At 58.1% G+C, this 22,281-nt stretch carries 21 protein-coding genes; 3 read left to right on the top strand and 18 right to left on the bottom strand.

What is annotated here, in order from left to right:
• Positions 1-31: 31 nt before the first annotated feature.
• Positions 32-373, top strand: a complete 342-nt coding sequence (locus GS630_RS12960) for a DUF427 domain-containing protein (protein ID WP_171175282.1) — start codon at positions 32-34, stop codon at positions 371-373.
• Positions 374-567: 194 nt separating this feature from the next.
• On the opposite strand, the gene GS630_RS12955 is transcribed toward GS630_RS12960, so the two are convergent.
• Entirely contained in the window at positions 568-1,866 is a 1,299-nt protein-coding gene (locus GS630_RS12955; RefSeq protein ID WP_171712046.1) for a TAXI family TRAP transporter solute-binding subunit, read from the bottom strand.
• A gap of 329 nt (positions 1,867-2,195) precedes the next feature.
• On the opposite strand from GS630_RS12955, the gene GS630_RS12950 reads away from it, so the two are divergent.
• The gene (locus GS630_RS12950) at positions 2,196-3,563 is read left to right on the top strand and encodes a DUF3179 domain-containing protein (protein WP_171712044.1); all 1,368 of its coding nucleotides are present in this window, start codon (positions 2,196-2,198) and stop codon (positions 3,561-3,563) included.
• A gap of 3 nt (positions 3,564-3,566) precedes the next feature.
• On the opposite strand, the gene GS630_RS12945 is transcribed toward GS630_RS12950, so the two are convergent.
• The 16 genes from GS630_RS12945 to ftsW form a co-directional block, all read right to left on the bottom strand.
• Positions 3,567-5,252, bottom strand: coding sequence for a chloride channel protein (locus tag GS630_RS12945; RefSeq protein WP_171175288.1), 1,686 nt, complete (start codon positions 5,250-5,252; stop codon positions 3,567-3,569).
• Positions 5,253-5,352: 100 nt separating this feature from the next.
• Positions 5,353-7,002, bottom strand: coding sequence for a DNA repair protein RecN (gene recN, locus GS630_RS12940; RefSeq protein WP_171237250.1), 1,650 nt, complete (start codon positions 7,000-7,002; stop codon positions 5,353-5,355).
• A 36-nt stretch (positions 7,003-7,038) separates the two neighbouring features.
• A complete protein-coding gene (locus GS630_RS12935) occupies positions 7,039-7,902 on the bottom strand; it encodes an outer membrane protein assembly factor BamD (protein ID WP_171175292.1) in 864 nt (287 codons plus the stop codon).
• 126 nt (positions 7,903-8,028) lie between these two features.
• Complete coding sequence (lpxC, locus tag GS630_RS12930) at positions 8,029-8,949, bottom strand: UDP-3-O-acyl-N-acetylglucosamine deacetylase (protein ID WP_171175294.1); 921 nt, start codon at positions 8,947-8,949, stop codon at positions 8,029-8,031.
• A 213-nt stretch (positions 8,950-9,162) separates the two neighbouring features.
• Positions 9,163-10,767: a cell division protein FtsZ gene (gene ftsZ / locus GS630_RS12925; RefSeq protein ID WP_171620623.1), complete on the bottom strand. Its 1,605-nt coding sequence runs from the start codon at positions 10,765-10,767 to the stop codon at positions 9,163-9,165.
• 347 nt (positions 10,768-11,114) lie between these two features.
• Positions 11,115-11,534, bottom strand: coding sequence for a hypothetical protein (locus GS630_RS12920; RefSeq protein WP_171175298.1), 420 nt, complete (start codon positions 11,532-11,534; stop codon positions 11,115-11,117).
• Positions 11,521-12,855 carry a cell division protein FtsA gene (gene ftsA, locus GS630_RS12915; RefSeq protein WP_171235604.1) on the bottom strand — a complete coding sequence of 445 codons (1,335 nt, stop codon included), beginning with the start codon at positions 12,853-12,855 and terminating at the stop codon, positions 11,521-11,523. The genes GS630_RS12920 and ftsA overlap by 14 nt, the downstream gene beginning before the upstream one ends.
• Before the next feature lie 8 nt (positions 12,856-12,863).
• A complete protein-coding gene (locus GS630_RS12910) occupies positions 12,864-13,871 on the bottom strand; it encodes a cell division protein FtsQ/DivIB (protein WP_171235529.1) in 1,008 nt (335 codons plus the stop codon).
• On the bottom strand, positions 13,859-14,776 hold the full coding sequence (locus tag GS630_RS12905) for a D-alanine--D-alanine ligase (protein WP_171175301.1): 918 nt from the start codon (positions 14,774-14,776) through the stop codon (positions 13,859-13,861). The genes GS630_RS12910 and GS630_RS12905 overlap by 13 nt, the downstream gene beginning before the upstream one ends.
• A 109-nt stretch (positions 14,777-14,885) precedes the next feature.
• On the bottom strand, positions 14,886-15,812 hold the full coding sequence (murB, locus tag GS630_RS12900; RefSeq protein ID WP_171175303.1) for a UDP-N-acetylmuramate dehydrogenase: 927 nt from the start codon (positions 15,810-15,812) through the stop codon (positions 14,886-14,888).
• Positions 15,809-16,102, bottom strand: coding sequence for a hypothetical protein (locus GS630_RS12895; protein ID WP_171237248.1), 294 nt, complete (start codon positions 16,100-16,102; stop codon positions 15,809-15,811). Before GS630_RS12895 ends, murB begins: the two co-directional genes overlap by 4 nt.
• A 21-nt stretch (positions 16,103-16,123) precedes the next feature.
• The gene (locus tag GS630_RS12890; RefSeq protein WP_171175312.1) at positions 16,124-16,390 is read right to left on the bottom strand and encodes a DUF2484 family protein; all 267 of its coding nucleotides are present in this window, start codon (positions 16,388-16,390) and stop codon (positions 16,124-16,126) included.
• Positions 16,387-16,635, bottom strand: coding sequence for a DUF2484 family protein (locus tag GS630_RS12885; protein WP_171175314.1), 249 nt, complete (start codon positions 16,633-16,635; stop codon positions 16,387-16,389). Before GS630_RS12885 ends, GS630_RS12890 begins: the two co-directional genes overlap by 4 nt.
• A 75-nt stretch (positions 16,636-16,710) precedes the next feature.
• Positions 16,711-18,120: a UDP-N-acetylmuramate--L-alanine ligase gene (murC, locus tag GS630_RS12880; protein ID WP_171175316.1), complete on the bottom strand. Its 1,410-nt coding sequence runs from the start codon at positions 18,118-18,120 to the stop codon at positions 16,711-16,713.
• A complete protein-coding gene (locus GS630_RS12875; RefSeq protein ID WP_171620621.1) occupies positions 18,117-19,214 on the bottom strand; it encodes a UDP-N-acetylglucosamine--N-acetylmuramyl-(pentapeptide) pyrophosphoryl-undecaprenol N-acetylglucosamine transferase in 1,098 nt (365 codons plus the stop codon). The genes murC and GS630_RS12875 overlap by 4 nt, the downstream gene beginning before the upstream one ends.
• The gene (gene ftsW / locus GS630_RS12870; protein WP_171175320.1) at positions 19,214-20,377 is read right to left on the bottom strand and encodes a putative lipid II flippase FtsW; all 1,164 of its coding nucleotides are present in this window, start codon (positions 20,375-20,377) and stop codon (positions 19,214-19,216) included. The genes GS630_RS12875 and ftsW overlap by 1 nt, the downstream gene beginning before the upstream one ends.
• 300 nt (positions 20,378-20,677) lie before the next feature.
• On the opposite strand from ftsW, the gene GS630_RS12865 reads away from it, so the two are divergent.
• Positions 20,678-21,859, top strand: a complete 1,182-nt coding sequence (locus GS630_RS12865) for an NAD(P)/FAD-dependent oxidoreductase (RefSeq protein WP_171620619.1) — start codon at positions 20,678-20,680, stop codon at positions 21,857-21,859.
• On the opposite strand, the gene GS630_RS12860 is transcribed toward GS630_RS12865, so the two are convergent.
• The gene (locus tag GS630_RS12860; RefSeq protein ID WP_171092324.1) at positions 21,856-22,230 is read right to left on the bottom strand and encodes a glycine zipper family protein; all 375 of its coding nucleotides are present in this window, start codon (positions 22,228-22,230) and stop codon (positions 21,856-21,858) included. The two genes, GS630_RS12865 and GS630_RS12860, sit on opposite strands and share 4 nt — an antisense overlap.
• Between the last annotated feature and the right edge of the window lie 51 nt (positions 22,231-22,281).

The following is a 22,281-nucleotide window of genomic DNA, read 5'->3' as shown; positions in this document are numbered from 1 at the left end:
AGGCCCAAATACGACGAGGGAAGGAATAGGAATGACTAAGATCACGATCCAAAAAGCGCCGGGCAAATGGAGCGTCCGCTCGGGCGGTGCGATTCTGGGCGAGACGAATAACGCTCTGGAACTGCACGAAGGCGACAAGGATCCGGTGATTTACTTCCCGCGTGGCGATATCGCGATGGCGTTCTTGGATAAGACCGACAAGGTGACCCATTGCCCCCTCAAGGGCGACGCGACGCATTTCTCAATCGTCAACAAGTCATCTGTGACTGAAAACGCGGTCTGGAGCTATGAGGACCCGATCCCGGACGTGGCCGAAATCAAGGGCCATTTGGCGTTTTATCCGGTCGATTCCGTGAAGGTTGAACAGATTTAGAATAGCCCGCTGAGCGACGCGAGGTGCCAGCGGTCGAATGCTGGCTTTAGGGATGACTTCGGCGGGAGACTAGCTGACTTTGACCAGATTCCGGCATCCGGAAAGCAGACTATGTCACGCAAAATCACCCGACGATGCTTTCAGAATCCTTTGTTAGCGCCGAGAAATCTGAACCTGTGCGACAAATCAAACGATCAAGGGCTTTCGCTTCGCGCGACCGGATCGGATTCTTGTTCAGCAGCGCTGCGGCGCGTGATCTCTTGTCGAATTAAGCCTATATGCAGTCGCGCGTCATACGCACCTTGACGGTAAGCAAGCGGCAAGTTGAGATTGGCAATGTTTGCATCCAGCTCTTCGATACTTTTCGCCACCGCGTCTAAATCGCTTTGTGTCCGGGCTTGTGCCAATTCTTCTTCCAGCGCTGCAATCCGCTGATAAAACCGCCACACGCGACGTTTCTGAAACCACACATACCCAGATGGAACGATCCGCAAAAGCGGTGCAAGGAACAGCAAGGGCAATAGTAATAGAAGAACACGGCCAAACTGAGCAGCAATCCAATAAGGTAAAACGGCATGCAAAAAATTTGGGCCGGTATTTATCAATTCTTCAGCAACTTTGTTTAACGGAGCGGGCGGAGACTCGGTTTTTGGGTATTCGCTTGCACCTTGCAGAATGCCGGGCTGACCATGGATGATCTTTGCAGCAGCAACCAAACGATCTGCAACTGCCGGATGCAGATCAGGGCCGCCAATCATTGACGCTCTCAATGCCAAAATCTTTACGTCTTCTGGGGGTCTTGGCGGGTCAAGGGTGATCGACCCGGCAGGCACGGTCACCGAACTTGCCCCTTCTAGCTTCAGTGCAAGCGCATCGACTAAAGTCATAGGGACGAATTCTATATTGGCGTCAAAAATCGCGTCCATGAGATAAGGCGCATCAAGAGGCGCGACAAACAATGCGGCATCGGCTTTGCCGGTGTAGAGCGCATCGATGGCATCCAAGCCACCTGCATCCACTAGCGTGATGCCGGTATCTTTATGCCCCGCCGCTTCTATCAGGGCGATCGCAGCCGCACGGGTTCCGGACCCCTCTGTGCCTGCTGCAAGTCGGATGCCGTCCCATTCCCCTGCATTGCCGCCAATTGGGCCGGGTTTTCCTTGAAACACCACCATTGGTTCAAGAAAAATGGCACCCAATGATTGCAAGCCGCTTTCCTGAGGAAGATCCAGACCACCTTGAACAAACGCGACGTCGACTTCACCGGAAACAAGTTTTTCGATGTTTTCTACAGAACCTGCGGTCTCAACCAAATCGATTTGAATGTCGTCGCGTGCAAGTTCTGCTTTGTATAGTTGCCCAATCTGCCAATAGCCCCCTCCGTTAACTCCGGCCGCAAGCCTAATGCTACTGGGTGGTTTCAATCCAAGAATCAAAAACGCAATCAACCCAACAAACAGAATGGGAAGAAGAACAAAGATGAGTACGCGCATGAATTCTCACACTCAGATGATCCGAACTGCTCCTTAAACCTCGCTTGTCCGCATTCTCCGCGTCAACGAAAATCAATCTAACTGAGCAGCGAATGACACGTTGGCCCCAAAGCCTGACGGCTATTTGGCTAAATACAAAACAGCACCTGTTGTTGCACTAAAGCCAATTTGCCCGGTGGCTTAATATGAAAAAACTCATCAATCAAAGAAGATGGTACCAGCTTGAACTTAGCCAGGAGGCTTGCAACTGGATCCACCTCACACATCTGTGGAATGCATGTGAGCTGCAGAACGGGCACACTGGCCACCGGATATCGTCGGAGGCTTTCATGTCGATTTCACGTCGCAGTTTTGCAGGGATGATCGGGGCTGGTGCGTTCGCCCCCATTGCAGTGTGGGCGCAAGAGGATCCTGTGCTTGAGGCATTGCGCAGCACACTAGATGGGCGCCGCACCTCGTTTGAGGCGCAGATGGCTTACCTCAGGGATCGCGGCCAACTGGACGTTGTTCCTGGGTTGTTGACCGCGATGCGCTATGCAGATCGACGACGGGACGAGATTGTCGAGGTGATAGAGGCCCTGACCGGGCAGCGATATGGGAATGACTGGTTCGAGTGGATGCTGTGGCAAGAACGAAACCCGCAGATTGTCCCCCACCCTTCGCTGATCCCATTCAAACGCGAGGTTCTGCTGCGGATCGATCCGAATTTCGATGTGTTCCTACAGCCAGAATACCTGCAACGCGACCGGATGAAGATTCGGTTGGAAGAAATCGCATGGGGCGGGGTGCATAAGGATGGCATCCCATCTTTGGACAACCCTACCCTGATCTCGCCATCGAATGCCGGTTATCTGAAGGGCGACGATCTTGTGTTTGGCGTGGCCATCAACGGAGATGAACGCGCCTATCCGTTGCGGATCATGGGCTGGCACGAGATGTTTAACGAAGTGATCGGTGGCGTACCCGTAGCGCTGGCATATTGCACGCTCTGCGGGTCCGGCATTCTTTTTGAAACGCAAGTGGCGGGATGGCGAAAGCCGTTCATTTTCGGTTCGTCAGGGTTCCTCTATCGGTCGAACAAGCTGATGTTTGACCGCGAGACACATTCGCTGTGGAACCAATATACCGGCAAACCTGTTGTGGGTTACTTGGTAAATAGCGGGATCACATTGAAACAGCGCCCGGTTGTGATCACTACGTGGGACAGCTGGAAGACCTCGCACCCTAAAACGCGCGTCCTTTCGCTGAACACCGGGCATCGGCGCAACTATGGGTCGGGCGTTGTCTATCGAGACTACTTCGCCTCAAGCGAGTTGATGTTCCCGGCTGTGGTGGACCAGTCCAGACATCGGCAAAAGGACTACATTTTTGCCGTCCGTCAGTTCGGGGCAGCGCGGGCCTGGCCGCTGAGTGCGTTCAAGAGCAAACCGGTGATCAACGACGCCATCGCCCAAACGCGGCTGGTTCTGATCGGAGATCCAAAGGAACGCAGCGTGCGCGCCTATGAGCGTAAAAGCCATGCTTTCAAAGCAACGCAAAGCGGTTTGCAGGATAGCGCAGGACAAAGCTGGACCGTGACTGAAGACGCGTTGATCGGACCAGATGGCACGCGCCTGTCTCGTGTTGCAGGCCATATCTCGTACTGGTTTGCATGGGACAACTACCTGGGCGATGCTGCCAGTATTTATGGCGGGTAACGCCTAGGAGTGCTCCTCGGCGGCCGTGGCGGCAAGCGCTCTGTTGTAAGCCTTGAGCGCGTCAACGTGATACAGCGCCCCGACGGGTGTTTCAGTGCCATCGTCTTCCAGAACAATGACTGGAATGCAGGGGATGTCGTCGCGGTCGAAATAAGGCATTGCAGCTTCCAGCGTTGCGCTTGCCTGAACGCACAAGCCTTGTTCAATCAGCCCTTGGGCCTCTTCCTTGGTGATCGAGCGCGGGTCGCCTATGGGGCGCATCACGACCCCGGCGCGTAACATTGCCAAAAGATACGCCTGCGGTCCGGCGGCAAGGTGGACATCACGGCGCTCTAACTGTGTAAGGAAGAAAGACCGGTCCACCAGACGCGAGGCCAATGCCGTGGACATGGACACAGTTACCATAACTGCAAGACCAATCTGCCAGTCCCCGGTCAGTTCAAAGACGATCAAGGTGGTCGAGATCGGCGCGCCCAATACCGCCGCGGCCACGGCCCCCATTCCCGCAAAGGCATAAAGCGTGTGTGTACCGGACACATCCGGCAGCAACCCGGTGGCAATCAGACCAAAAGCCAGCCCGGTCAGCGCCCCAATCATCAACGAAGGTGAGAACACGCCCCCACCCATACGACCACCCATCGTGATCGCGACGGCCACCGTTTTCAGGACGGCGAACAGTATCGCGGTGGTCAGAACCAAATCACCAGTCAGCGCGCGGATCGTGGTTTCGTACCCCACGCCGATGATGTGCGGAAACCAAATCGCCAAAAGACCCAGCATCGCACCAGATACTGCTGGGCGCAGCCAACCGGGAATGGAAAGACGGTTCTGAATATGGCTGCCGATATCCTCGGCAAAAAAGATCGACCGCATCAGCAACAATGCGACAAAGCCGCAGATAAGGCCCAGGATCAGGAAAGCCGGAAGCTCGACATAAAATTGCAGCGACCCCGGCGTATCCAGAGTGAACTCTGTAACATCGCCATATTCCAACCGGTTGATCACAGTCCCCGCGACCGAGGCGATGACGATCGGAGCAAACGCGTGCACGGCGAAATGGCGCAACACAACCTCAAGCGCGAACAAAGCACCGGCGATGGGGGCGTTAAAGCTGGCTGAAACAGCGGCGGCAACGGCACAGCCCAACAGGTCGCGACCCGTGATCCCATCGGCGTGGATGCGATTGCTGACCCATGTGGAAATCACCCCGGCCATATGCACCACCGGACCTTCGCGGCCCGTTGATCCGCCCGAGCTGAGCGTGATCAGCGACGCGAAGAACGAGGCGATGCCCGCCTTGACCTCGACCCGTCCGTCGGTGACCGCAGAGCCTTCGATCACATCGGCCACCGACCTTACACGCCCGTCATTGGTGAACCGGTTCAGGATAACACCCACAACCAGACCACCGATGATGGGAATAATCAGAACCATGAACCACGGCAGTTTCTCGGCATGACTGTGCAGCAGCAGAATGTCATCGGTGTCATAGAGGTAAGCCTGCAAAGCCCGGATGGCTTTACGGAAGCCAAGCGCCATGAACCCTGCCGCGATACCGATGGCCAGTGCGATGAACCAAAACTGGATCTGGCTTGGCCCCCGGCGCAGCATCACCCGCCACGCATCCTTGATCGCGGCCAGAGCCTGATTGAACTGGTTGCGCAGAACGGTGCGGGTCGATTGGGTCATTGGCCCTCGGGGATCATCTCTTAACCCTTAGTAAGCCACGGAGCGTCCATATAAAAGTGAGATAGCGACAGTGTGAGCACCGTTTCGCGCCATAGGCGTGTTAAGCCTGCAGCAAAGCCCGGGCAGCGGCGCGGGCTTCCTCGGTGATTGTATCGCCTGCCACCATGCGCGCGATCTCATCCACTCGGTCCGGTTCGGCCAAGGGAATAACAGTGGATAGTGTTTGTCCCTCTGTCACCTGTTTCTGCACGCGCCAATGATGCGCGGCACGGGCGGCGACCTGGGGGGAATGGGTGACAACCAGCACCTGCCCGCCCTGCGCCAAGGACGCCAGCCTGCGCCCGACCGCATCGGCTGTGGCGCCGCCAACACCCCTGTCAATCTCGTCAAAGATCATCGTGCGCGCGCTGTCATCGCCAGTTAGACAAACCTTGAGCGCCAGCAAAAAGCGGCTGAGTTCACCGCCCGATGCAATCTTGTTCAAAGGACCGGCCGGAGCGCCGGGATTGGTGGCCACAGTGAACGCCACTGCGTCAGTTCCTTCGGGGCCCGGCTCTGCCAAAGTGAGCTCGGTTTGGAACACGGCGCGTTCCATCTTGAGCGGGGCCAGCTCAGTCATGACGGCAGCATCAAGCCGCCCGGCAGCCGCCTTGCGGGCTGCGCTCAGCTCGGCAGCGGCGGTGTCATAAGCGTCCTGCGCCGCGTTCACGGCTACACGTTTGTCCGCCAGATCGGCGTCACCCGCCTCCAGCCGATTCAACCGGTCGCGCAAAGTGTCGGCAAATGTTCCAAGATCATCCGGCGATACATCATGCTTTCGCGCCTGTGCGCGGATGGCGAACAGGCGTTCTTCAGCCCGCTCCAGTTCCGCCGGGTTGAAATCCAGCGCCTGAAGGCAGGCATTCACACCATCCTGAGCCTCGCCCAGTTCGATCATTGCCCGCCCCAGTGCCGCAATCGGATTCTCCAATTGACCACCCGCGTTGTCGGAAACGCCCTCCAGCCAGCGGATAGCGTCGGACATCGCCCCTTCGGCCCCATCGCTGGACAGCAATTCAAAGGCGCGGGCGACATCATCACGGATACGCTCGGCCCCTTGCATCATCCGTCGACGGGCATCCAGTTCGGCGTCCTCGCCCGGTTGCGGATCAAGCTGGTCCAATTCGGCCACGGCATGGCGGAGGAATTCTTCTTCGCTGCGGACAGCGGCCAGTGCGGCCTCGGTTTCGGCTAGTGCCTTGCGTGTGCGTGACATCTCGGTCCAGGCCGCACGCACTTTGGCCAGTTGAACCGAAACCCCTGCGAAGTCGTCCAGCATCGCCCGATGGCCGCGCGGATTCAGCAACCCACGATCGTCATGCTGGCCGTGCAATTCGATCAGGGTTTCGGACAATGCGCGCAGTACTTCGCCTGAACATCGCCGATCATTGACCCAAGCTGTCTTGCGCCCTTCAGCAGTGTTTACCCGGCGCAAGATCAGGTCTTCGCCGCCCGGCAAACCAGCTTCGGCCAGAATCGCATGAGCGGGATGGTCGGCGGATAGTTCAAACTCGGCGACGACCTCGCCCTGTGCCGCACCCTGCCGCACCAATTCGGCCCGTCCGCGCCAGCCCAACACGAAACCCAACGAGTCCAGAAGGATCGACTTGCCCGCCCCGGTTTCCCCCGTCAATGCATTCAGGCCCGGCTGGAATGTCAGTTCCAACCGGTCAATGATCAGCATGTCGCGGATATCTAGGGCGCGCAGCATCGGGTCTTTAACATCCCACGCCAGAAGCCATGGCGATTACAACCACTCACCCTTGATGGTTTGACGATAGATCGTGCTGAGCCAGTTGTTACCACGGCTCTTGAGATCGAGACCGCGAGACGTCAGCAGCTTATATGCGTCGTCATACCATTCCGAAGACTGGTAGTTGTATCCAAGAATGGCACCAGCCGTCTGCGCTTCGTCCAACAGACCAAGGGACAGGTAGGCTTCGACTAGACGATAGAGTGCTTCGGCAGTGTGAGAGGTGGTCTGGAAGTCTTCAACGACCACACGGAATCGGTTGATTGCCGCGATGTAATGATCCTGACGCAGGTAATAGCGTCCGATCTCCATTTCTTTGCCTGCCAGATGGTCGAAGGCAAGGTCAAACTTCAGAACGGCCGATGTGGCGTATTCGCTGTCAGGATAAACCTCGATCACAGTGCGCAAGGATTGCAGCGCCTGGAACGTCAAACCCTGATCGCGGCCAACCTCATCGATTTGGTCATAATAGCTGAGCGCCAGCAGGTATTGCGCGTAGGCTGCATCTTCATCCGTGGGGTAGAAGTCGATATATCGCTGCGCAGCGGCCCGGCTTTCTTCATAGTTCTTATCCGTATGGAAGGAAAACGCCTGCATGATCAGCGCGCGTTTGGCCCAATCGGAATAAGGATACAGGCGTTCGACTTCCGAGAAATACCACGCGGCATCGTCCGAGCGATTCTGCGACAGTTCATATTCACCACGGGTGTAGATCTGTTCCGGCGTGAACCCTTCAAGGTTCTGGCTCCGGTCAGCGCCCCTGTTGCCGAAAAGGCCGCCCCCGTTACCACACGCCGCCAAAACTGCTGTCAGAAGAATCGCGCCTGCGAATCTGACTGCCGCTTTGCTGCCAACCATACCGCCCATCCTTGTCGTCTTACTTAATGGGGATCGCCCCGAATTGAGCCATGGTCTAGCACAGAAAATTCCGGTGCAAAACGCCTTATGCAACATCTGGCGCAAATGTCGTCAGAGTTGATCAGCCTAGGCGACTTCGGGAATTTCGTTTACGATCAACCCCTGCCCTGGCAAACGCGCGGCTTGTTGCGGTGTACACAGCACCGGACGCACCGCACCCGGCGTTTCGAACAGGTTGCGCAGCAAGGTGTTGGTCAAAGAATGGCCTGACTTGTTACCAGTGAAGTGGCCCAGAATCGGACCACCTGCCAGATAGAGATCGCCCAGAGCATCCAGCATCTTGTGACGCACAGCTTCGTCGGCGCGGCGGAAACCACCCGGGGTCAGAACTTCGTCGCCCTGAACTACAACGGCATTGTCCAGCGTACCGCCCAAGGCCAGCCCGTTGGCACGCATGGCTTCGACATCCGTGCGGCGGCAGAATGTACGGCAATCGCTGAGCTCGCGTGCAAAAGAACCGTTGCGCATATCCAGCGTTTTTGTCTGGCTTCCGATAGCGGTGTCTTCAAAATCGATATGGAAGTCGATGATCAGGCCGTCCGCAGGTACGATGCTGGCATCCGCGCCTTCGCGCGACGCGGTCACGGGCTTTAGAACCTCATAGGCCAGAACCGGGCTGGCCTGACGGCGCACGCCTTTTGCCATTATGCCGCGCACGAAGTCGATCGAAGACCCGTCCATGATCGGCACTTCGGGACCGTCAATCTCGATCAACGCGTTATGAACACCACATCCGGCCAATGCGGCCATGATATGTTCGATAGTCGAGACTGATACGCCTGAGTCATTCACAAGGCGAGTGCAAAGCGGGGAACGCTCGACTGCATGGTAGATTGCAGGGATCATTGCATCGCCCAGATGAATATCCGTCCGCTTGAACCAAATTCCATGCCCCGCCGCAGCAGGTTTGAGAACCATGGTTGCAGGTTGGCCGCCATGCAGTCCAACGCCTTTGAACGTGACCGGAGATTTGAGCGTATGTTGCAAAATGGGCCTCAGTGAGCAGTGTCCAGCCTGCGAGGGCTGTGTTGGACACTCAGTTAAGGAAGCCTGCGTCAAGGCTCAACTCACTCTTTGCAACCGAATGAAACATGTATGTAACAGATCGGCAAAACCCTGCTTACATATTCGTAAACCACTATTTTTAAACGATAAAGGGCCGCTAAGAAGCGGCCCTGTGAGTGGATTTTGTTACCGCGATCAGTTGGCTTGACGGCGCAGGAAGGCAGGAATTTCAATGCGATCCTGTTCCGGGTCGGCCTCATCCTGGGCCAGTGCGGTGGCTTCGGACTGACGCATAACGGGCTGCTGACGCGCTGCTTGCGCCGGTGTATCCGAGGCATGGCCAGTCATTCGGTCGATCAGGCGATTGAAGCCAAAACGCGAGCGTTCTTCAGTTTCAGGCTGCGAAACAGCCTCGGGCTGACGCGGTGCAGCCGGACGCTGCGGTGCGGATGGAACCTTTTGTACAGCCGCCTGTAGACGCTGCAGCGCCTCGGGCGACGGAGTACCAGCGGCATGGCCACGCGGGGCGACAAAGCTTTCGGGTGCGGGTTCGACATGTTCGGGCTGCGGCTCGAACTCAGCGACGCGCGGCTGGTAGGCTGGCGGCGGCAAGTCGTCCTCCTCGCGTTCGTCACGCGGTTGGAACTGAGGTTGCGCAGGCTCTTCTGCGGCCTCGAACAGCGAAGGTTCGCGGGTTTCTTCCATCTGAGGTGCGGCGTCCGCTACTTCGGCTGCAACAGGCGCTTCTTCCTGAACGTGCTCTTCCGCCGAAACGGTGCGGGTCAGCGGCTCGGACATAGAGCGGCGCGCAACCGGGACATCTGCGGACTTTTCGCTGGCGTCGATGCCGGTGGCAACAACCGATACGCGCATTCCACCTTCCATCGCAGTGTCCAAAGTCGACCCGACGATGATGTTCGCTTCGGGGTCCACCTCTTCGCGAATGCGGTTGGCCGCTTCGTCCAGTTCGAAGAGGGTCAGGTCGTGGCTGCCGGTAATGTTGATCAGCACGCCCTTTGCACCTTTGAGGCTGATTTCGTCCAGCAGCGGGTTTGCAATGGCTTTTTCTGCCGCTTGAACCGCACGATCTTCGCCGGTTGCCTCGCCGGTTCCCATCATCGCCTTGCCCATTTCGTCCATCACGGCGCGAACGTCGGCAAAATCGAGGTTGATTAGGCCGGGACGAACCATCAGGTCCGTCACGCCCTTAACACCTTGATACAGTACGTCGTCTGCCATCGAGAAAGCCTCGGTAAAGGTGGTTTTCTCATTGGCCAGGCGAAACAGGTTCTGGTTGGGGATAATGATCAGCGTGTCGACAACCTGCTGCAGCGCTTCAACACCGTCTTCGGCCTGACGCATCCGCTTCGCCCCTTCGAACTGGAAGGGTTTGGTGACAACACCCACCGTCAGCACGCCCAGCTCTCGGGCGGCTTGTGCGATGATCGGTGCGGCGCCGGTGCCAGTGCCCCCGCCCATGCCGGCGGTGATAAAGCACATATGCGCGCCCGCCAGATGATCGACGATTTGTTCGATGCTTTCTTCGGCGGCTGCGGCCCCTACAGTCGGTCGAGCCCCTGCCCCCAGACCTTCGGTGACCTTTACGCCCAATTGTACGCGTGCCGACGATTGGCTTTGCTGCAGCGCTTGCGCGTCGGTGTTGGCTACCACAAAGTCGACACCGTCCAGCTGTTTCTCAATCATGTTATTTACGGCGTTCCCGCCTGCGCCGCCAACGCCAAATACTGTAATCCGAGGCTTCAGTTCGTCGTGCCCGGGCATCGAAAGATTCAATGTCATGCTCTGTCCGCCTGTATTTATGTCCCGCCAAAGCGGTGTTTTTCTTACCTATCCTTTGTCGATTCTAGCCGGATGATGCGAAAAGGTCACGTCAAAAATCGCGTTTTGCCACAAAATATGGAGAAAATAAGGCATCAACCGGCGGCATTTCGCAGGCTGTGCCAGATATAGCGAAAACGTTGGCGACCATCACAAGACACCCAGCAGGCCGCGAAGGTTTATTCCCCCTTCACGCTCTGACTAGCCGTCAATTACACTGCGGAAAACTGCTCAGGTCCTGCCGCAAGACCTCTGACGGGCCCTGTGGATATCTTGAGGGATAAATCAGCGCACCGCAACCGGATTTTTCAACTGGTCGGGGCATTTGGACAGTTCAGGCTGCTTTCCGTGATGCTGCCCACCTCTTGGATTTCTCCGTCAGCGAACGAGGCGAGCCTGACCATCAGGCGACCTTCGTGCAAAAAGGGCCACCAACACACAGGAATCCCATCCGGGTCGTTGTCATAGAGAAAACAGATTTGACCGTGTGGCGTGGTAATCTGTCCATAGACACAGCCCTGCCCTTCTTCACGCCAGACCGAGACGCGGCGGTTCAGAAATTGCTCGGTCCCGACAAGATCACCGCTGCGAATCTCGTAGAATGTAAGCGTTTTGCCGACTGCAGCGTCCAGAAACGCGTCCGGTGTGATGATGTTTTGGGCCATGACCCCACCGGGCAGCAGGGCAGCGCACAGCGCGGCCCTTCGCAAGTGCTTACCAGTTGTCACGGAACCACCGCACTGCGCGTTTGAACGGGCGCGCGGCATAGGTGTCGACAGGGATCTCGAAATCCCACCACTCATCCTGAGGATGGGCCGCAAACAGGCTGAGACCCACAGCAGAAGAGAAAGCAGGGCCTGTCGCTGATTGCGGCAAGCCATGCACACGCAAAGGCCGTCCCAGGCGCACGCGCTGCCCAAGAATGCGGGTGGCAAGCCCGTCCAGCCCCATGATCTGGCTACCGCCCCCGGTCAGAACAATCTGTTGGCTTGGCATATGATCGAACCCGGCGGCGTCTAGACGAACGCGGACCTCTTCCAGAATCTCTTCGACGCGCGGGCGCATGATACCGATCAGTTCGGCCCGGCTGACAGTGCGACGGTCATGTTCCCAGTCGCCCGTATCGCCACCGATATCAATCATATCACGGTCATCGGCCCCGGTTGCATGCACGCCCCCATTAAAGGTCTTGATCCGTTCAGCCACGGCTGCTGGAACGCCCAGACCCATCGAGATATCGCTGGTTACATGATCTCCACCCATACCGACGCAATCCGCGTAGATCATGTGCTTCTTCATGAAGATCGACACGCTGGTTGTACCACCGCCCATGTCGATACAAGCCGCGCCCAGTTCCTGCTCATCCTCAACCAATGCCGAGATGCCCGAGACATAGGCTGAGTTGGCAATACCCGCCAGCTCCAAATCACAGCGCTTGATACAACGCACAATGTTCTGGATCGCCATCGCGTCGACGGTCAGCATATGCATATCGACCGCAAGGCTCTGGCCCAGTTGCCCACGCGGATCAATCAGGCCCGAACGGTTGTCCAGCGCAAAGTTCACCGGTTGCGCGTGCAGCACCTCGCGCCCTTCGCCGTAATCGGGCACGTCACAGGCATTCAAAACGCGGCCGACCTCGGCTTCGGTCACAAGCTGACCGTCAAGGTCTACCTGCGCGTCCAACCCGTAAGACCGTGGGTTGGCCCCCGAGAAACACGCAATGACGTGATCGACACGAATATCCGCCATCTTCTGCGCTGCCTGCAGTGCGGTACGGATGGCGCGTTCAGTTTCCTGCATGGCGGTGACTTCACCGAATTGCACACCGCGAGAGCGCGTGGTCGCCGCGCCAATGACGCGGAACCCGGTTTGACCGGCCATCGAGCCGATAGTGTTGTCTTCACTCAGCCGACCCGTGCCATCAAAACGCAAAACAAGGCAAGCAATCTTGGAGCTGCCTACATCCAGAATTGCGATGACACCGCGTTGCAATGCCTGCCGCCGCATCTGACGCATGGCGCGTTGGGACTGATAAAGATCGGTCATCATGGTCGTTACTGCCCGTTACTCACGTTCACTTTTGTATTCCACCAGTCTTCGCTGGCGGCTTTGCTCATTCGTATGGTTGGACGCTGGCCAAGGCGCATATCGACCACGGCCACGTCGCGCTCCAGAAGGTCCTGCACTTCGTTGACAGCCAGCACGCGTTCCAGCGCACGCACCGGCCGGTCGGTCGGCAGCATGATGCGCTGGCCGCGGTCCAGAACCAGATCCCAGCGCCGCTCGCCCACGCGCACAAGCCCGCGCACGCGATTGCCCAGACTGCGCGAGGTTTGGAAAAGCTCAAGCGCTTCCGCCACATGAACATCAGCGCCCTTGCCCGCGATCAGCGGAAGACCGATATGGTCCTTGCGCGATGGCGTTTCCTTGACATGAGCGCCGGTCTCATCAAGCAGCTCCAGCCCATCACGGGTGCGCCAAACGATCACGGGTTGTCGTTCGACCACATCCACCTGCAAAATGCCGCCCGGTCGGATACGCACGGTTGCGGATTTCACCGGGTCCAATCCGGTAATCGTGTCGCGCATGTGTTCGACATCCAGATCCCAGGAACTGATCGGGAAATCCAAAGGTACGACCTCGCGAATATCCTCGGACAAACTGGTGCCCGCTCCATCAATGGCCATCAGGTTGACCATGAACTCGGGGCGTTCCTGAATAGAAGTTCGAATGTCAGCGACAAAGGCAGTGACAGCCTCGCGCCGATCTTCCGAGGCGAAGTAAAGCCCAACAGCTGCTGCCGCGGCGCAGATTGGCAGACCCACCTTGACACCCATGCGAATGCCCGGCGTGAGCATCCAGCGCTGAAGCCGGTAGCTCAGGCGCGACGGTGCAGGATCGCTGCGGCGCGCGGTGCGCGAAAACACCCGCGCCCCACGCAGCCGCAAAAGCGGCTCTGCTTCATGTGTTTCGGTGTCAGCCGATGCGAAATCAGCATCAGGCCCCGCAAGGGGTTTACTGCGATGGATTTCCAGCGAACGGCTGGCGGTCAACGGTCGCATGAGGCGTCCTCCACCATCCAGGCACAAAGCTGGCCGAATGTCATGCCTAGATGGGCGGCCTGTTCGGGGGCCAGCGAGGTTGGCGTCATGCCAGGCTGGGTGTTGGTTTCCAACAGAAAAAGCCCGTCGGGTCCCTTGCTGTCATCCCAGCGAAAATCCGTACGGCTGACGCCCTTGCAACCCAAAACATCATGCGCGCGCAGAGCGTGATCCATGCAGCGGTCAAAGATGTCCTGCGGGATGTCAGCAGGTAGCACGTGCCACGATCCGCCCGGCTTGTACTTGGCGTCATAGTCGTACCAGCCATCGTCGGTCATGATCTCGGTCACGGTCAGGGCGCGGTCGCCCATCACCGTTACCGTCAACTCGCGCCCTGGCACATATTTCTCGATCATCACATGGTCGGGCATCGCCTCGTCCAGCTGCGGCGGACCATTGGCGTCTTCATGGACGATATAGATACCAACACTGGAGCCTTCGTTGTTGGGCTTGGCAACGTAAGGCGGCTCCATCACGTGAACCTCAATCACCTCGACCTTGGGTGCGATCACGCTGGGCACAACAGGCAGGCCTTCGGACTGGTAAATCTCTTTGCTGCGTTGTTTGTCCATCGCAAGGGCCGAGGCCAGAACGCCGGAATGCGTGTACGGAATCCGCATCCATTCCAGCAGGCCCTGCACACAGCCATCTTCACCCCAGCGGCCATGCAGGGCGTTGAAAACCACATCCGGCTTAATATCCAAAAGGCGCGCATAAAGGTCGGGACCTGCGTCCAGTTCGACCACTTCAAAGCCTTCTCCCACAAGGGCGGCTGCGCATTCGCGCCCAGAGCTGAGAGACACCTCGCGTTCCGCCGAGGGTCCACCCATCAATACCGCCACTTTGGGGTTTGTCCTGCTCGACATTCCCAACGTGCGCCTCAATGTCCCCGGACCTTATGTGGTGGTCCGTACTGCGTTTATGCCTTTGATCCGTCGCCTGAATTAGCCTGTTATTGGTCTGACGGTTGGGGCTTTATTCTTTCAGCGGATCACCGACCCGCATGATTTCCCACTCTAGCGTGATGCCGCTTGTTTCGTAAACCTTTTTTCGCACCTCTTCGCCCAACCCTTCAAGGTCAGCAGCGGTGGCCGCACCGGTATTGATCAGGAAATTCGAGTGCTTGGGGCTCATCTGTGCACCCCCCAGCGTCGCGCCACGCATTCCGGCGTCATCGATCACTTTCCACGCCTTGAGGTCATGCACATCATCCGCCTGCCCTGTCGAAGAAAACCCTGCCGGGTTGCGGAAAGTCGACCCGGCGCTGCGATCTTTGGTCGGCTGAGTTTCATCGCGCTTCTTAAGCTGCGCTTCCATGCGGGCGTGAAGCTCTGCGGGGTCGCCAGAAGGCCCTTGGAACGTCGCCGAAACCAGAACTGCGCCTTCGGGCAAATCGGACTGACGATAGCGAAAGTTCAAGTCTTCGGGTGTCAGGTGCTGCACCTGGCCTTGCCGCGTGACGATTGTGGCTTTGCGCAAAACATCCGCCGTATAACTGCCATAGCACCCTGCGTTCATCCGCACAGCCCCGCCGATTGAACCAGGAATGGTTCGCAAAAACGTCAGGTCAACCCCAGCATCCGCCGCCTTTCGTGCTACATGAGCATCCAGCGCTGCAGCCCCGGCGATCACAGTGGTGCCGGCGACTTCGATACCGTTGAACCCCCGCCCCAAACGGATCACCACCGCGCGCAAGCCACCATCCCGCACGATCAAGTTCGAACCGACTCCCATTGGGAAGACTGGCACATCTGACGGAAGATCGCGCAAAAACGCTTGCAGGTCTTCGAGGTCGGCGGGTTGAAACAGGTGGTCCGCCGGACCGCCGACACGCAGCCAGGTCAGGTCGTTCAGCGGGCGTGCCGGGGTCAGACGGCCCCGAACTTCGGGCAGACCACTCATGCGTTCGACTTTGCCGCCAGCCCACGCCCGCCGACACCCCCTACGATAACAGCAAGAAGGAAGGGCAGAACCGAGCCGGTCAGCCAGATGAACGGGCCGAATGCCTGTTCTTCTTCACCTGTTCCGACGCCTGCCAACATCACGATCAGGACCAACGCAACAGCTGAAGTCAGACCGATGAGCCAGAGCAACCCTTTCATCCCAATCCAGAGCCCGGCAACGAATCCGGCAACCGCGCCCAGGACCAGCGAGATAAGCGGTAAGTAGGCAAAAGTGGCGATGTCGACCATGGGGCCTCCTGAAAATGGCCGTTACTTGTTGGCCGCCTTCATGCCCTGCATTTTCGCCTTTGTCCAACGGGTGAGGTAAATCACCGGCCAGCGCAGCATCGACATGCCTGCAACAAGAACAAGCAACCCGATCCAGGGGCCGTTTTCATATGTGACAAAACCCAAAATGGGGATGCCCACTGCGATTAGATAATAGGCGCGGGTCCAATGGTTGTCCTTGCTGGGCAGCATTGCCAGAATATTGGCGGTAAGCCCCCAGAGGGCCGCGAGGGCAAGAGAAAGACTCATTCCATCACCTCACCACGCACCCATTTGCGCCAGTAATACCGGATCGGATTACGAAACATTGAAGCGAACCCACCCAACGCCAAAACCGACCAAACCCAACCATGAACATAGCCCAACCATATGATCAAACCCGGCGCACAGATCAGCAAAAGGATCCCCGGCGGAAATTGCAGGCGCATCGGCAGCATCGCCACAACGGTGGCGCAGATCACCCATAAGGCAGCCATGATCACGGAATAATCCATTTCCCCCTCCGAGGGCAGGCGATAGAAACAACTACGTCAACACACCTTATGGTTGCGCATTAACACGCTGAGATGTCAAACAGCTTGTTTCCTCTGCAACCGCTCTGGAAGCCCGTTAGCCCAGGCACTGATTGTCCCTGCCCCAAGGCAGACGACCATGTCGCCGGGGCGGGCCTGCTCGCGCACCAGACGTTCCAAATCGTTTTCGTCAAAAAGCGCGCGGGCATGGCGGTGGCCGTGGCGGATCAGCCCCTGCACCAGATCATCGCGGCTGGCCCCTTCAATCGGATCTTCACCGGCGGCAAAAACCTCGGCGATGGCCACGACATCCGCATCGTTGAAGCAGGTGCAGAAGTCGTCGAACAGGTTGGACAGACGTGAGTAGCGGTGAGGTTGGTGTACAGCGATGACGCGGCCTTCAGTCGCTTGGCGCGCAGCCTTGAGGACAGCAGCGATTTCGACCGGGTGATGGCCGTAATCGTCGATTATGGTGACACCGTCGACTTCTCCGACCTTGGTGAAGCGGCGGTTGACGCCGCCAAAATTGGCAAGCGCGTCGCGAATCTCAGTCGCTTTCATACCCAGATGGCGGGCAACAGCCACAGCGGACAATGCGTTCGAGACGTTATGGTCGCCAGGCATCGGCAGGGTGCAACCTTCGATCACTTTGTCTTCGTATTGCAGGTGAATGTCGAAATGCGCAACGCCGCTTTTGTAGGTCAGATTCTCGGCCCGCACGTCTGCCTGAGCATTGAAGCCATAGGTGCGCACACGGCGATCCGTGATGCGCCCGACCAAAGCCTGCACCTCGGCATGATCCGTGCAGCAAACGGCCAGACCATAGAAAGGCAGGTTCGAGACGAATTCGTGAAAGCCATCACGCAATTTGTCGAAATCCCCCCAATGCTCCATATGCTCGGGGTCGATATTGGTAACGATGGCGATGGTCGCGGGCAGACGATTGAACGAGCCATCGGATTCATCCGCCTCAACCACCATCCATTCGCCCTGCCCCATGCGCGCATTCGAACCATAGGCGTGGATGATGCCGCCATTGATCACGGTCGGGTCGAAATCACCCGCCACCATTAGCTCAGCCATCATCGTGGTCGTGGTGGTCTTGCCATGTGTGCCCGCAATCGCGATGTTCGAGCGCAGGCGCATCAACTCGGCCAGCATGTCAGCACGTCGGACAACGGGCAGCCCTTTTGCGCGTGCCTCATCCAATTCCGGATTGCCGGGTTTAATTGCAGTCGAAACAACCACAACCGCAGCGTTTTCAAGGTTTTCAGCCCGCTGCCCGACGAAGATTTCAGCCCCCAAACCCGCCAGCCGATCAGTGATCTTCGATGCCTTCAGGTCCGAGCCCTGCACCCGATACCCGAGATTTAAAAGCACCTCGGCGATCCCGGACATCCCGATCCCTCCGATCCCTACAAAGTGGATCGGTCCTACGTCTTGCGGCAGTTTGGTTGCAGGATTCATGCGGTCTCCTTCTGCGCCAATTGTTCGACAAGGTGCACCAGACGCTCGGTCGCGTCGGGGGCACCGGTCGAAAGGGCGGCATGGGCCATTTTCTGTGCGGCTTCGGGGTTGGTCAGAACCGTGATGATTTGCTGCGTCAAGGCGCGAACGTCAAGCGCATTTTCGGGGATCATGATCGCACCGCCCGCCTGCACCAATCCACGCGCATTGGCGGTTTGGTGGTCTCCGGCAGCGGCGGCAAACGGGACCAGGATCGAGGGTCGCCCAATAACCGAGATATCGGCCACGCTGGATGCACCCGAACGCGAAATGACCAATTGGGCGTCCGACATGCGACGGGGCACGTCTGCAAAAAAGGTCTGAACTTCGGCGCGGATGCCATAATCATTGTAGAACGCTGTCACACGCGCGCTGTCCTCATCCCGGGCCTGATGTGAAACGCGGATGTGGTTACGGATGTTTTCAGGCAAGGCGGCAAGGGCCTCGGGCACCACATCGCTCAGGATACGCGCGCCTTGTGAGCCGCCCATGACCAAAATCGACATCGGATAATCGCCGGGTGGAATGTATCCCGCGGCGGCGCGGTCCAGAACGGCGGCGCGTACCGGATTGCCGGTGTGGACGCCCTGTGCGCCCTGGGGCAGATCGGTTGGCCAGACACCGCATGCAACCTGTGCAACGCGAGTGGCGAACAGCTTGTTCACACGGCCCAACACACCGTTCTGTTCATGGATCATGCGCGGGATTTTCAGCAGCGTTGCCGCGCCCAGCGCCGGGATCGACGGATAGCCACCAAACCCGACAACCACGTCGGGCTTATCACGCATCATCTGGAACGCCATGCTGGTCACGCCGCCCACGATCTTGGGGCCGACCAGCGCCTTGGCTGCTAAACCGCCGCGCGCAAAGGTGGCCGAGGACACCTCGGTAATCTCGGTCGCATCCGGGAAGGCGCCGGTATAGCGCGCACCGCGTGCATCGGTGGACAGGCGCACGCGCCAGCCCTTGTGCAGCAATGCCTCGGCCAGGGCCTGAGCGGGGAACATGTGGCCCCCGGTTCCGCCAGCCGCAATCAACAAGTAAGGGTTCCCCATTATCCTCGTCCGCGCAGAATATCGCCAAGCTCGCCCTGCGGACGGGTTCGGGTGAAAGCCAACAACATCCCGATGGCAATACCGCCCGCAATCAGCGACGAACCGCCATAGCTGACAAAAGGCAACGTCATGCCCTTGGCGGGCAACAGGCGCACGGCGACGCCCATGTTGATCATCGCCTGAACGCCAAACATACAGGCCAATCCGGTGCCTGCCAGGCGAATGAACATGTCCCGTTCACGCATTAGCCGCAGCAGCGACCGCACGACAATCAGCGCATAGAGCGCGATGATAATCAGCACCAGGATCAAGCCGTATTCCTCAGCCGCGACAGCAATGATGAAATCGGTATGGGCATCGGGAAGCGACCATTTCACCTGCCCTTCCCCGACACCAACGCCGAACAACCCGCCTTCGCGAATGGCGTTGGTGGCATAGCCCAGCTGGGTGGTCGGATCGACCTCTTGGTTCAGAAAGCCATCGATGCGGCGGGCAAAGTGTTCGGAATTTGAATAGGCAAACATACCTGCCAACACCACCGCGCCAGCCATTCCGACCAGTAAAAGCATCGGGGCACCGGCCACGAAATACATCACGCCCCAGCCGAACAGGATCAGGCAGGCCTGACCGAAATCGGGCTGCATCACCAACATCCCTACGATCGACATGCACAGCGCAAAGGACCAGATACGCCCCGGAGGGCCATTGATCTCTTGCGAGGCCGCCAGCAACCATGCGGCCACGACAATGAAACCGGGCTTCAAGAATTCGGACGGTTGCAGAGAGGCAAAGCCCAACGAATACCAGCGGACAGCACCTTTGCCAAAATCGGTTCCGAAGACCGGCAGAAAAACCAGCGCCACAAATGACACCAAAAACCCAAGAACGGCCAGACGCCGCACCAAGGTCGGTGACATCATCGATGTCAGCAGCATCGCAATCAGCGCCAATCCGCCGAAGATGGCCTGACGTTCGACATAATGGAAAGGATCGAACCCGTTGCGTCCGGCCAGCGGCGGCGATGAGGCCAAGCCCAGCAGCAACCCAATGGTAAAAAGGATCAGAACGCAGGACATCGTCCAGCGATCAATTGTACGCCACCACTTCGGTAGAATCGGTTCTCCGCGCTGGTCCTGGACCGCGCCATACACCATCTCAGTCATGAGATACCGCCACTCTCTGCCTCGTTCACGTCCCGTTTTCGGGATCTGTTTGAGAGTCTACAGGGATTTTGGCGTTTGGGCTAGTAGGATGAAGAGCAGCTTTGAAAATCGGTGCAGCAAATAATGGTTCCGTGGTCCTGGGCTGCGCCCAATCGTGAAATAGAGAACCAGAAGGAACACGATTTGATGAGCTGTTGGCACGCACAGGCAAGAGTGGAAAGACGATGGAGCTTAAGAATAATTTAGCGATTGATTGTTCCGCCACTTGCTATCCTATCCAAACAACGCCATCCCCCGCCCATGACCTTCGATACGATCATCCTTGGGGCCGGTGCGGCCGGTATGATGTGCGCAGCCCATTGCGGCGGGCGCGTATTGGTGATCGATCACGCCAAGGCAGCGGGCGAAAAGATCCGCATTTCGGGCGGCGGGCGCTGCAACTTCACCAACATGTATGCAGGACCGGGTAACTTTCTGTCGCAGAACCCGCATTTCTGCAAATCCGCACTGGCGCGCTATACCCAGTGGGATTTCATCGATTTGGTCGGTCGGCACGGCATCGCGTGGCACGAGAAAACACTGGGGCAGCTGTTTTGTGATGGGTCATCGAAGCAGATCATACAGATGCTGCTGGACGAGATACGCGATGCAGGAGCAGAGCTGTGGGTGCAAACGTCTCTGCGCGATCTGAGCAAGACCGAAAGCGGGTTTGCACTGGAGGTCGAACGCGACGGGCAGCGTCAGCACCTGACCTGCGCCAATCTGGTGCTGGCCACCGGCGGCAAGTCGATCCCGAAAATGGGCGCGACCGGGTTGGCCTATGACATCGCCGGGCAATTCGGCTTGCGCGTGACCGACACGCGCGCCGCGCTGGTACCGTTCACCTTCTCGGATGGTCGATTCAAAGACTTGTCCGGTGTTTCCCTGCCCGCTCGGCTGTCGAACGACCGCACCAGCTTTGACGAGGCGCTGCTGTTCACGCATCGCGGGCTTAGCGGGCCGTCGGTGTTGCAGTTGTCATCCTACTGGTCCGAGGGTGAGGCGATCCGGGTAAACCTTATCCCCGATTTGCCGCTGTTCGATCTGTTGCGGACACAGCGTCAGAGCGGTGGGCGAAAGGCTTTGACAACCGAACTGGCGCGCCATCTGCCGGCCCGGTTGGTAGACTATCTGAGCAAGGTTATTCAGATGTCCGGGAACCTTGCGGATCAGTCAGATGCGAAACTTTCTGAGCTGACCACAGCCTTATCCGAGTGGTTGCTGGTGCCATCGGGAACCGAAGGGTATCGCACGGCCGAAGTCACGCTGGGCGGGATCGATACCGAAGATTTGTCTTCTAAAACCATGGAGGCCAAGGATGTCCCTGGCCTCTACGCGATTGGCGAAGCGGTGGATGTCACCGGCTGGTTGGGTGGCTACAATTTCCAGTGGGCATGGTCGTCAGGCCATGCCGCTGGTGTTGCCATTGCCGCCAAGGATTAACCGACGACGTTATACCCGCGCCCGCGCATACAGTTTCGCACGATCACTTCCTGATTCTGAGTGTTGTTGATCGCGCTTGCACCAGCACCGATCAGCGCACCGGCTGCTGCTGCCCGACCCAGATCACTGGCGCTGTTGTCAATGATTGCAGTGGTTGCCGCAGCACCGGCCGCGCCGATGGCAGCGGCGCCTGCAGTGTTGCTGTCGAGCGTCGGCTGAGATCGCGCCAGCGCCTGACAATTGGCCAGATCGGACTGATAATTAGGCCCTACCGCCCCGTCGATGATCGGGACATAGTTCGCCCCGCTATTGGCGCAGGCTCCGGCCAGCGCAACGACAGGAAGGGCGAAGAAAATTTTGCGTGCAGACATATCCGCTACCTCTTTGTGAACTGAAGGTGACGCAACCTTACTTCCCACAAA

This window comes from Ruegeria sp. HKCCD7303 (genome assembly GCF_013111185.1).
Classification (GTDB): Bacteria; Pseudomonadota; Alphaproteobacteria; order Rhodobacterales; family Rhodobacteraceae; genus Ruegeria.
Note: the sequence above shows the minus strand (reverse complement) of the source record. Positions and strands in the feature narration are given on the sequence as shown.

Coding starts and splice junctions, on each gene's coding strand:
- GS630_RS12960 (WP_171175282.1), top strand. CDS start 32: ATGACTAAGATCACGATCCAAAAAGCGCCGGGCAAATGGAGCGTCCGC.
- GS630_RS12955 (WP_171712046.1), bottom strand. CDS start 1,866: ATGCGCGTACTCATCTTTGTTCTTCTTCCCATTCTGTTTGTTGGGTTG.
- GS630_RS12950 (WP_171712044.1), top strand. CDS start 2,196: ATGTCGATTTCACGTCGCAGTTTTGCAGGGATGATCGGGGCTGGTGCG.
- GS630_RS12945 (WP_171175288.1), bottom strand. CDS start 5,252: ATGACCCAATCGACCCGCACCGTTCTGCGCAACCAGTTCAATCAGGCT.
- recN (WP_171237250.1), bottom strand. CDS start 7,002: ATGCTGCGCGCCCTAGATATCCGCGACATGCTGATCATTGACCGGTTG.
- GS630_RS12935 (WP_171175292.1), bottom strand. CDS start 7,902: ATGGTTGGCAGCAAAGCGGCAGTCAGATTCGCAGGCGCGATTCTTCTG.
- ftsZ (WP_171620623.1), bottom strand. CDS start 10,767: ATGACATTGAATCTTTCGATGCCCGGGCACGACGAACTGAAGCCTCGG.
- ftsA (WP_171235604.1), bottom strand. CDS start 12,855: ATGACCGATCTTTATCAGTCCCAACGCGCCATGCGTCAGATGCGGCGG.
- GS630_RS12910 (WP_171235529.1), bottom strand. CDS start 13,871: ATGCGACCGTTGACCGCCAGCCGTTCGCTGGAAATCCATCGCAGTAAA.
- GS630_RS12905 (WP_171175301.1), bottom strand. CDS start 14,776: ATGTCGAGCAGGACAAACCCCAAAGTGGCGGTATTGATGGGTGGACCC.
- murB (WP_171175303.1), bottom strand. CDS start 15,812: ATGAGTGGTCTGCCCGAAGTTCGGGGCCGTCTGACCCCGGCACGCCCG.
- GS630_RS12895 (WP_171237248.1), bottom strand. CDS start 16,102: ATGGTCGACATCGCCACTTTTGCCTACTTACCGCTTATCTCGCTGGTC.
- GS630_RS12890 (WP_171175312.1), bottom strand. CDS start 16,390: ATGAGTCTTTCTCTTGCCCTCGCGGCCCTCTGGGGGCTTACCGCCAAT.
- GS630_RS12885 (WP_171175314.1), bottom strand. CDS start 16,635: ATGGATTATTCCGTGATCATGGCTGCCTTATGGGTGATCTGCGCCACC.
- murC (WP_171175316.1), bottom strand. CDS start 18,120: ATGAATCCTGCAACCAAACTGCCGCAAGACGTAGGACCGATCCACTTT.
- GS630_RS12875 (WP_171620621.1), bottom strand. CDS start 19,214: ATGGGGAACCCTTACTTGTTGATTGCGGCTGGCGGAACCGGGGGCCAC.
- ftsW (WP_171175320.1), bottom strand. CDS start 20,377: ATGACTGAGATGGTGTATGGCGCGGTCCAGGACCAGCGCGGAGAACCG.
- GS630_RS12865 (WP_171620619.1), top strand. CDS start 20,678: ATGACCTTCGATACGATCATCCTTGGGGCCGGTGCGGCCGGTATGATG.
- GS630_RS12860 (WP_171092324.1), bottom strand. CDS start 22,230: ATGTCTGCACGCAAAATTTTCTTCGCCCTTCCTGTCGTTGCGCTGGCC.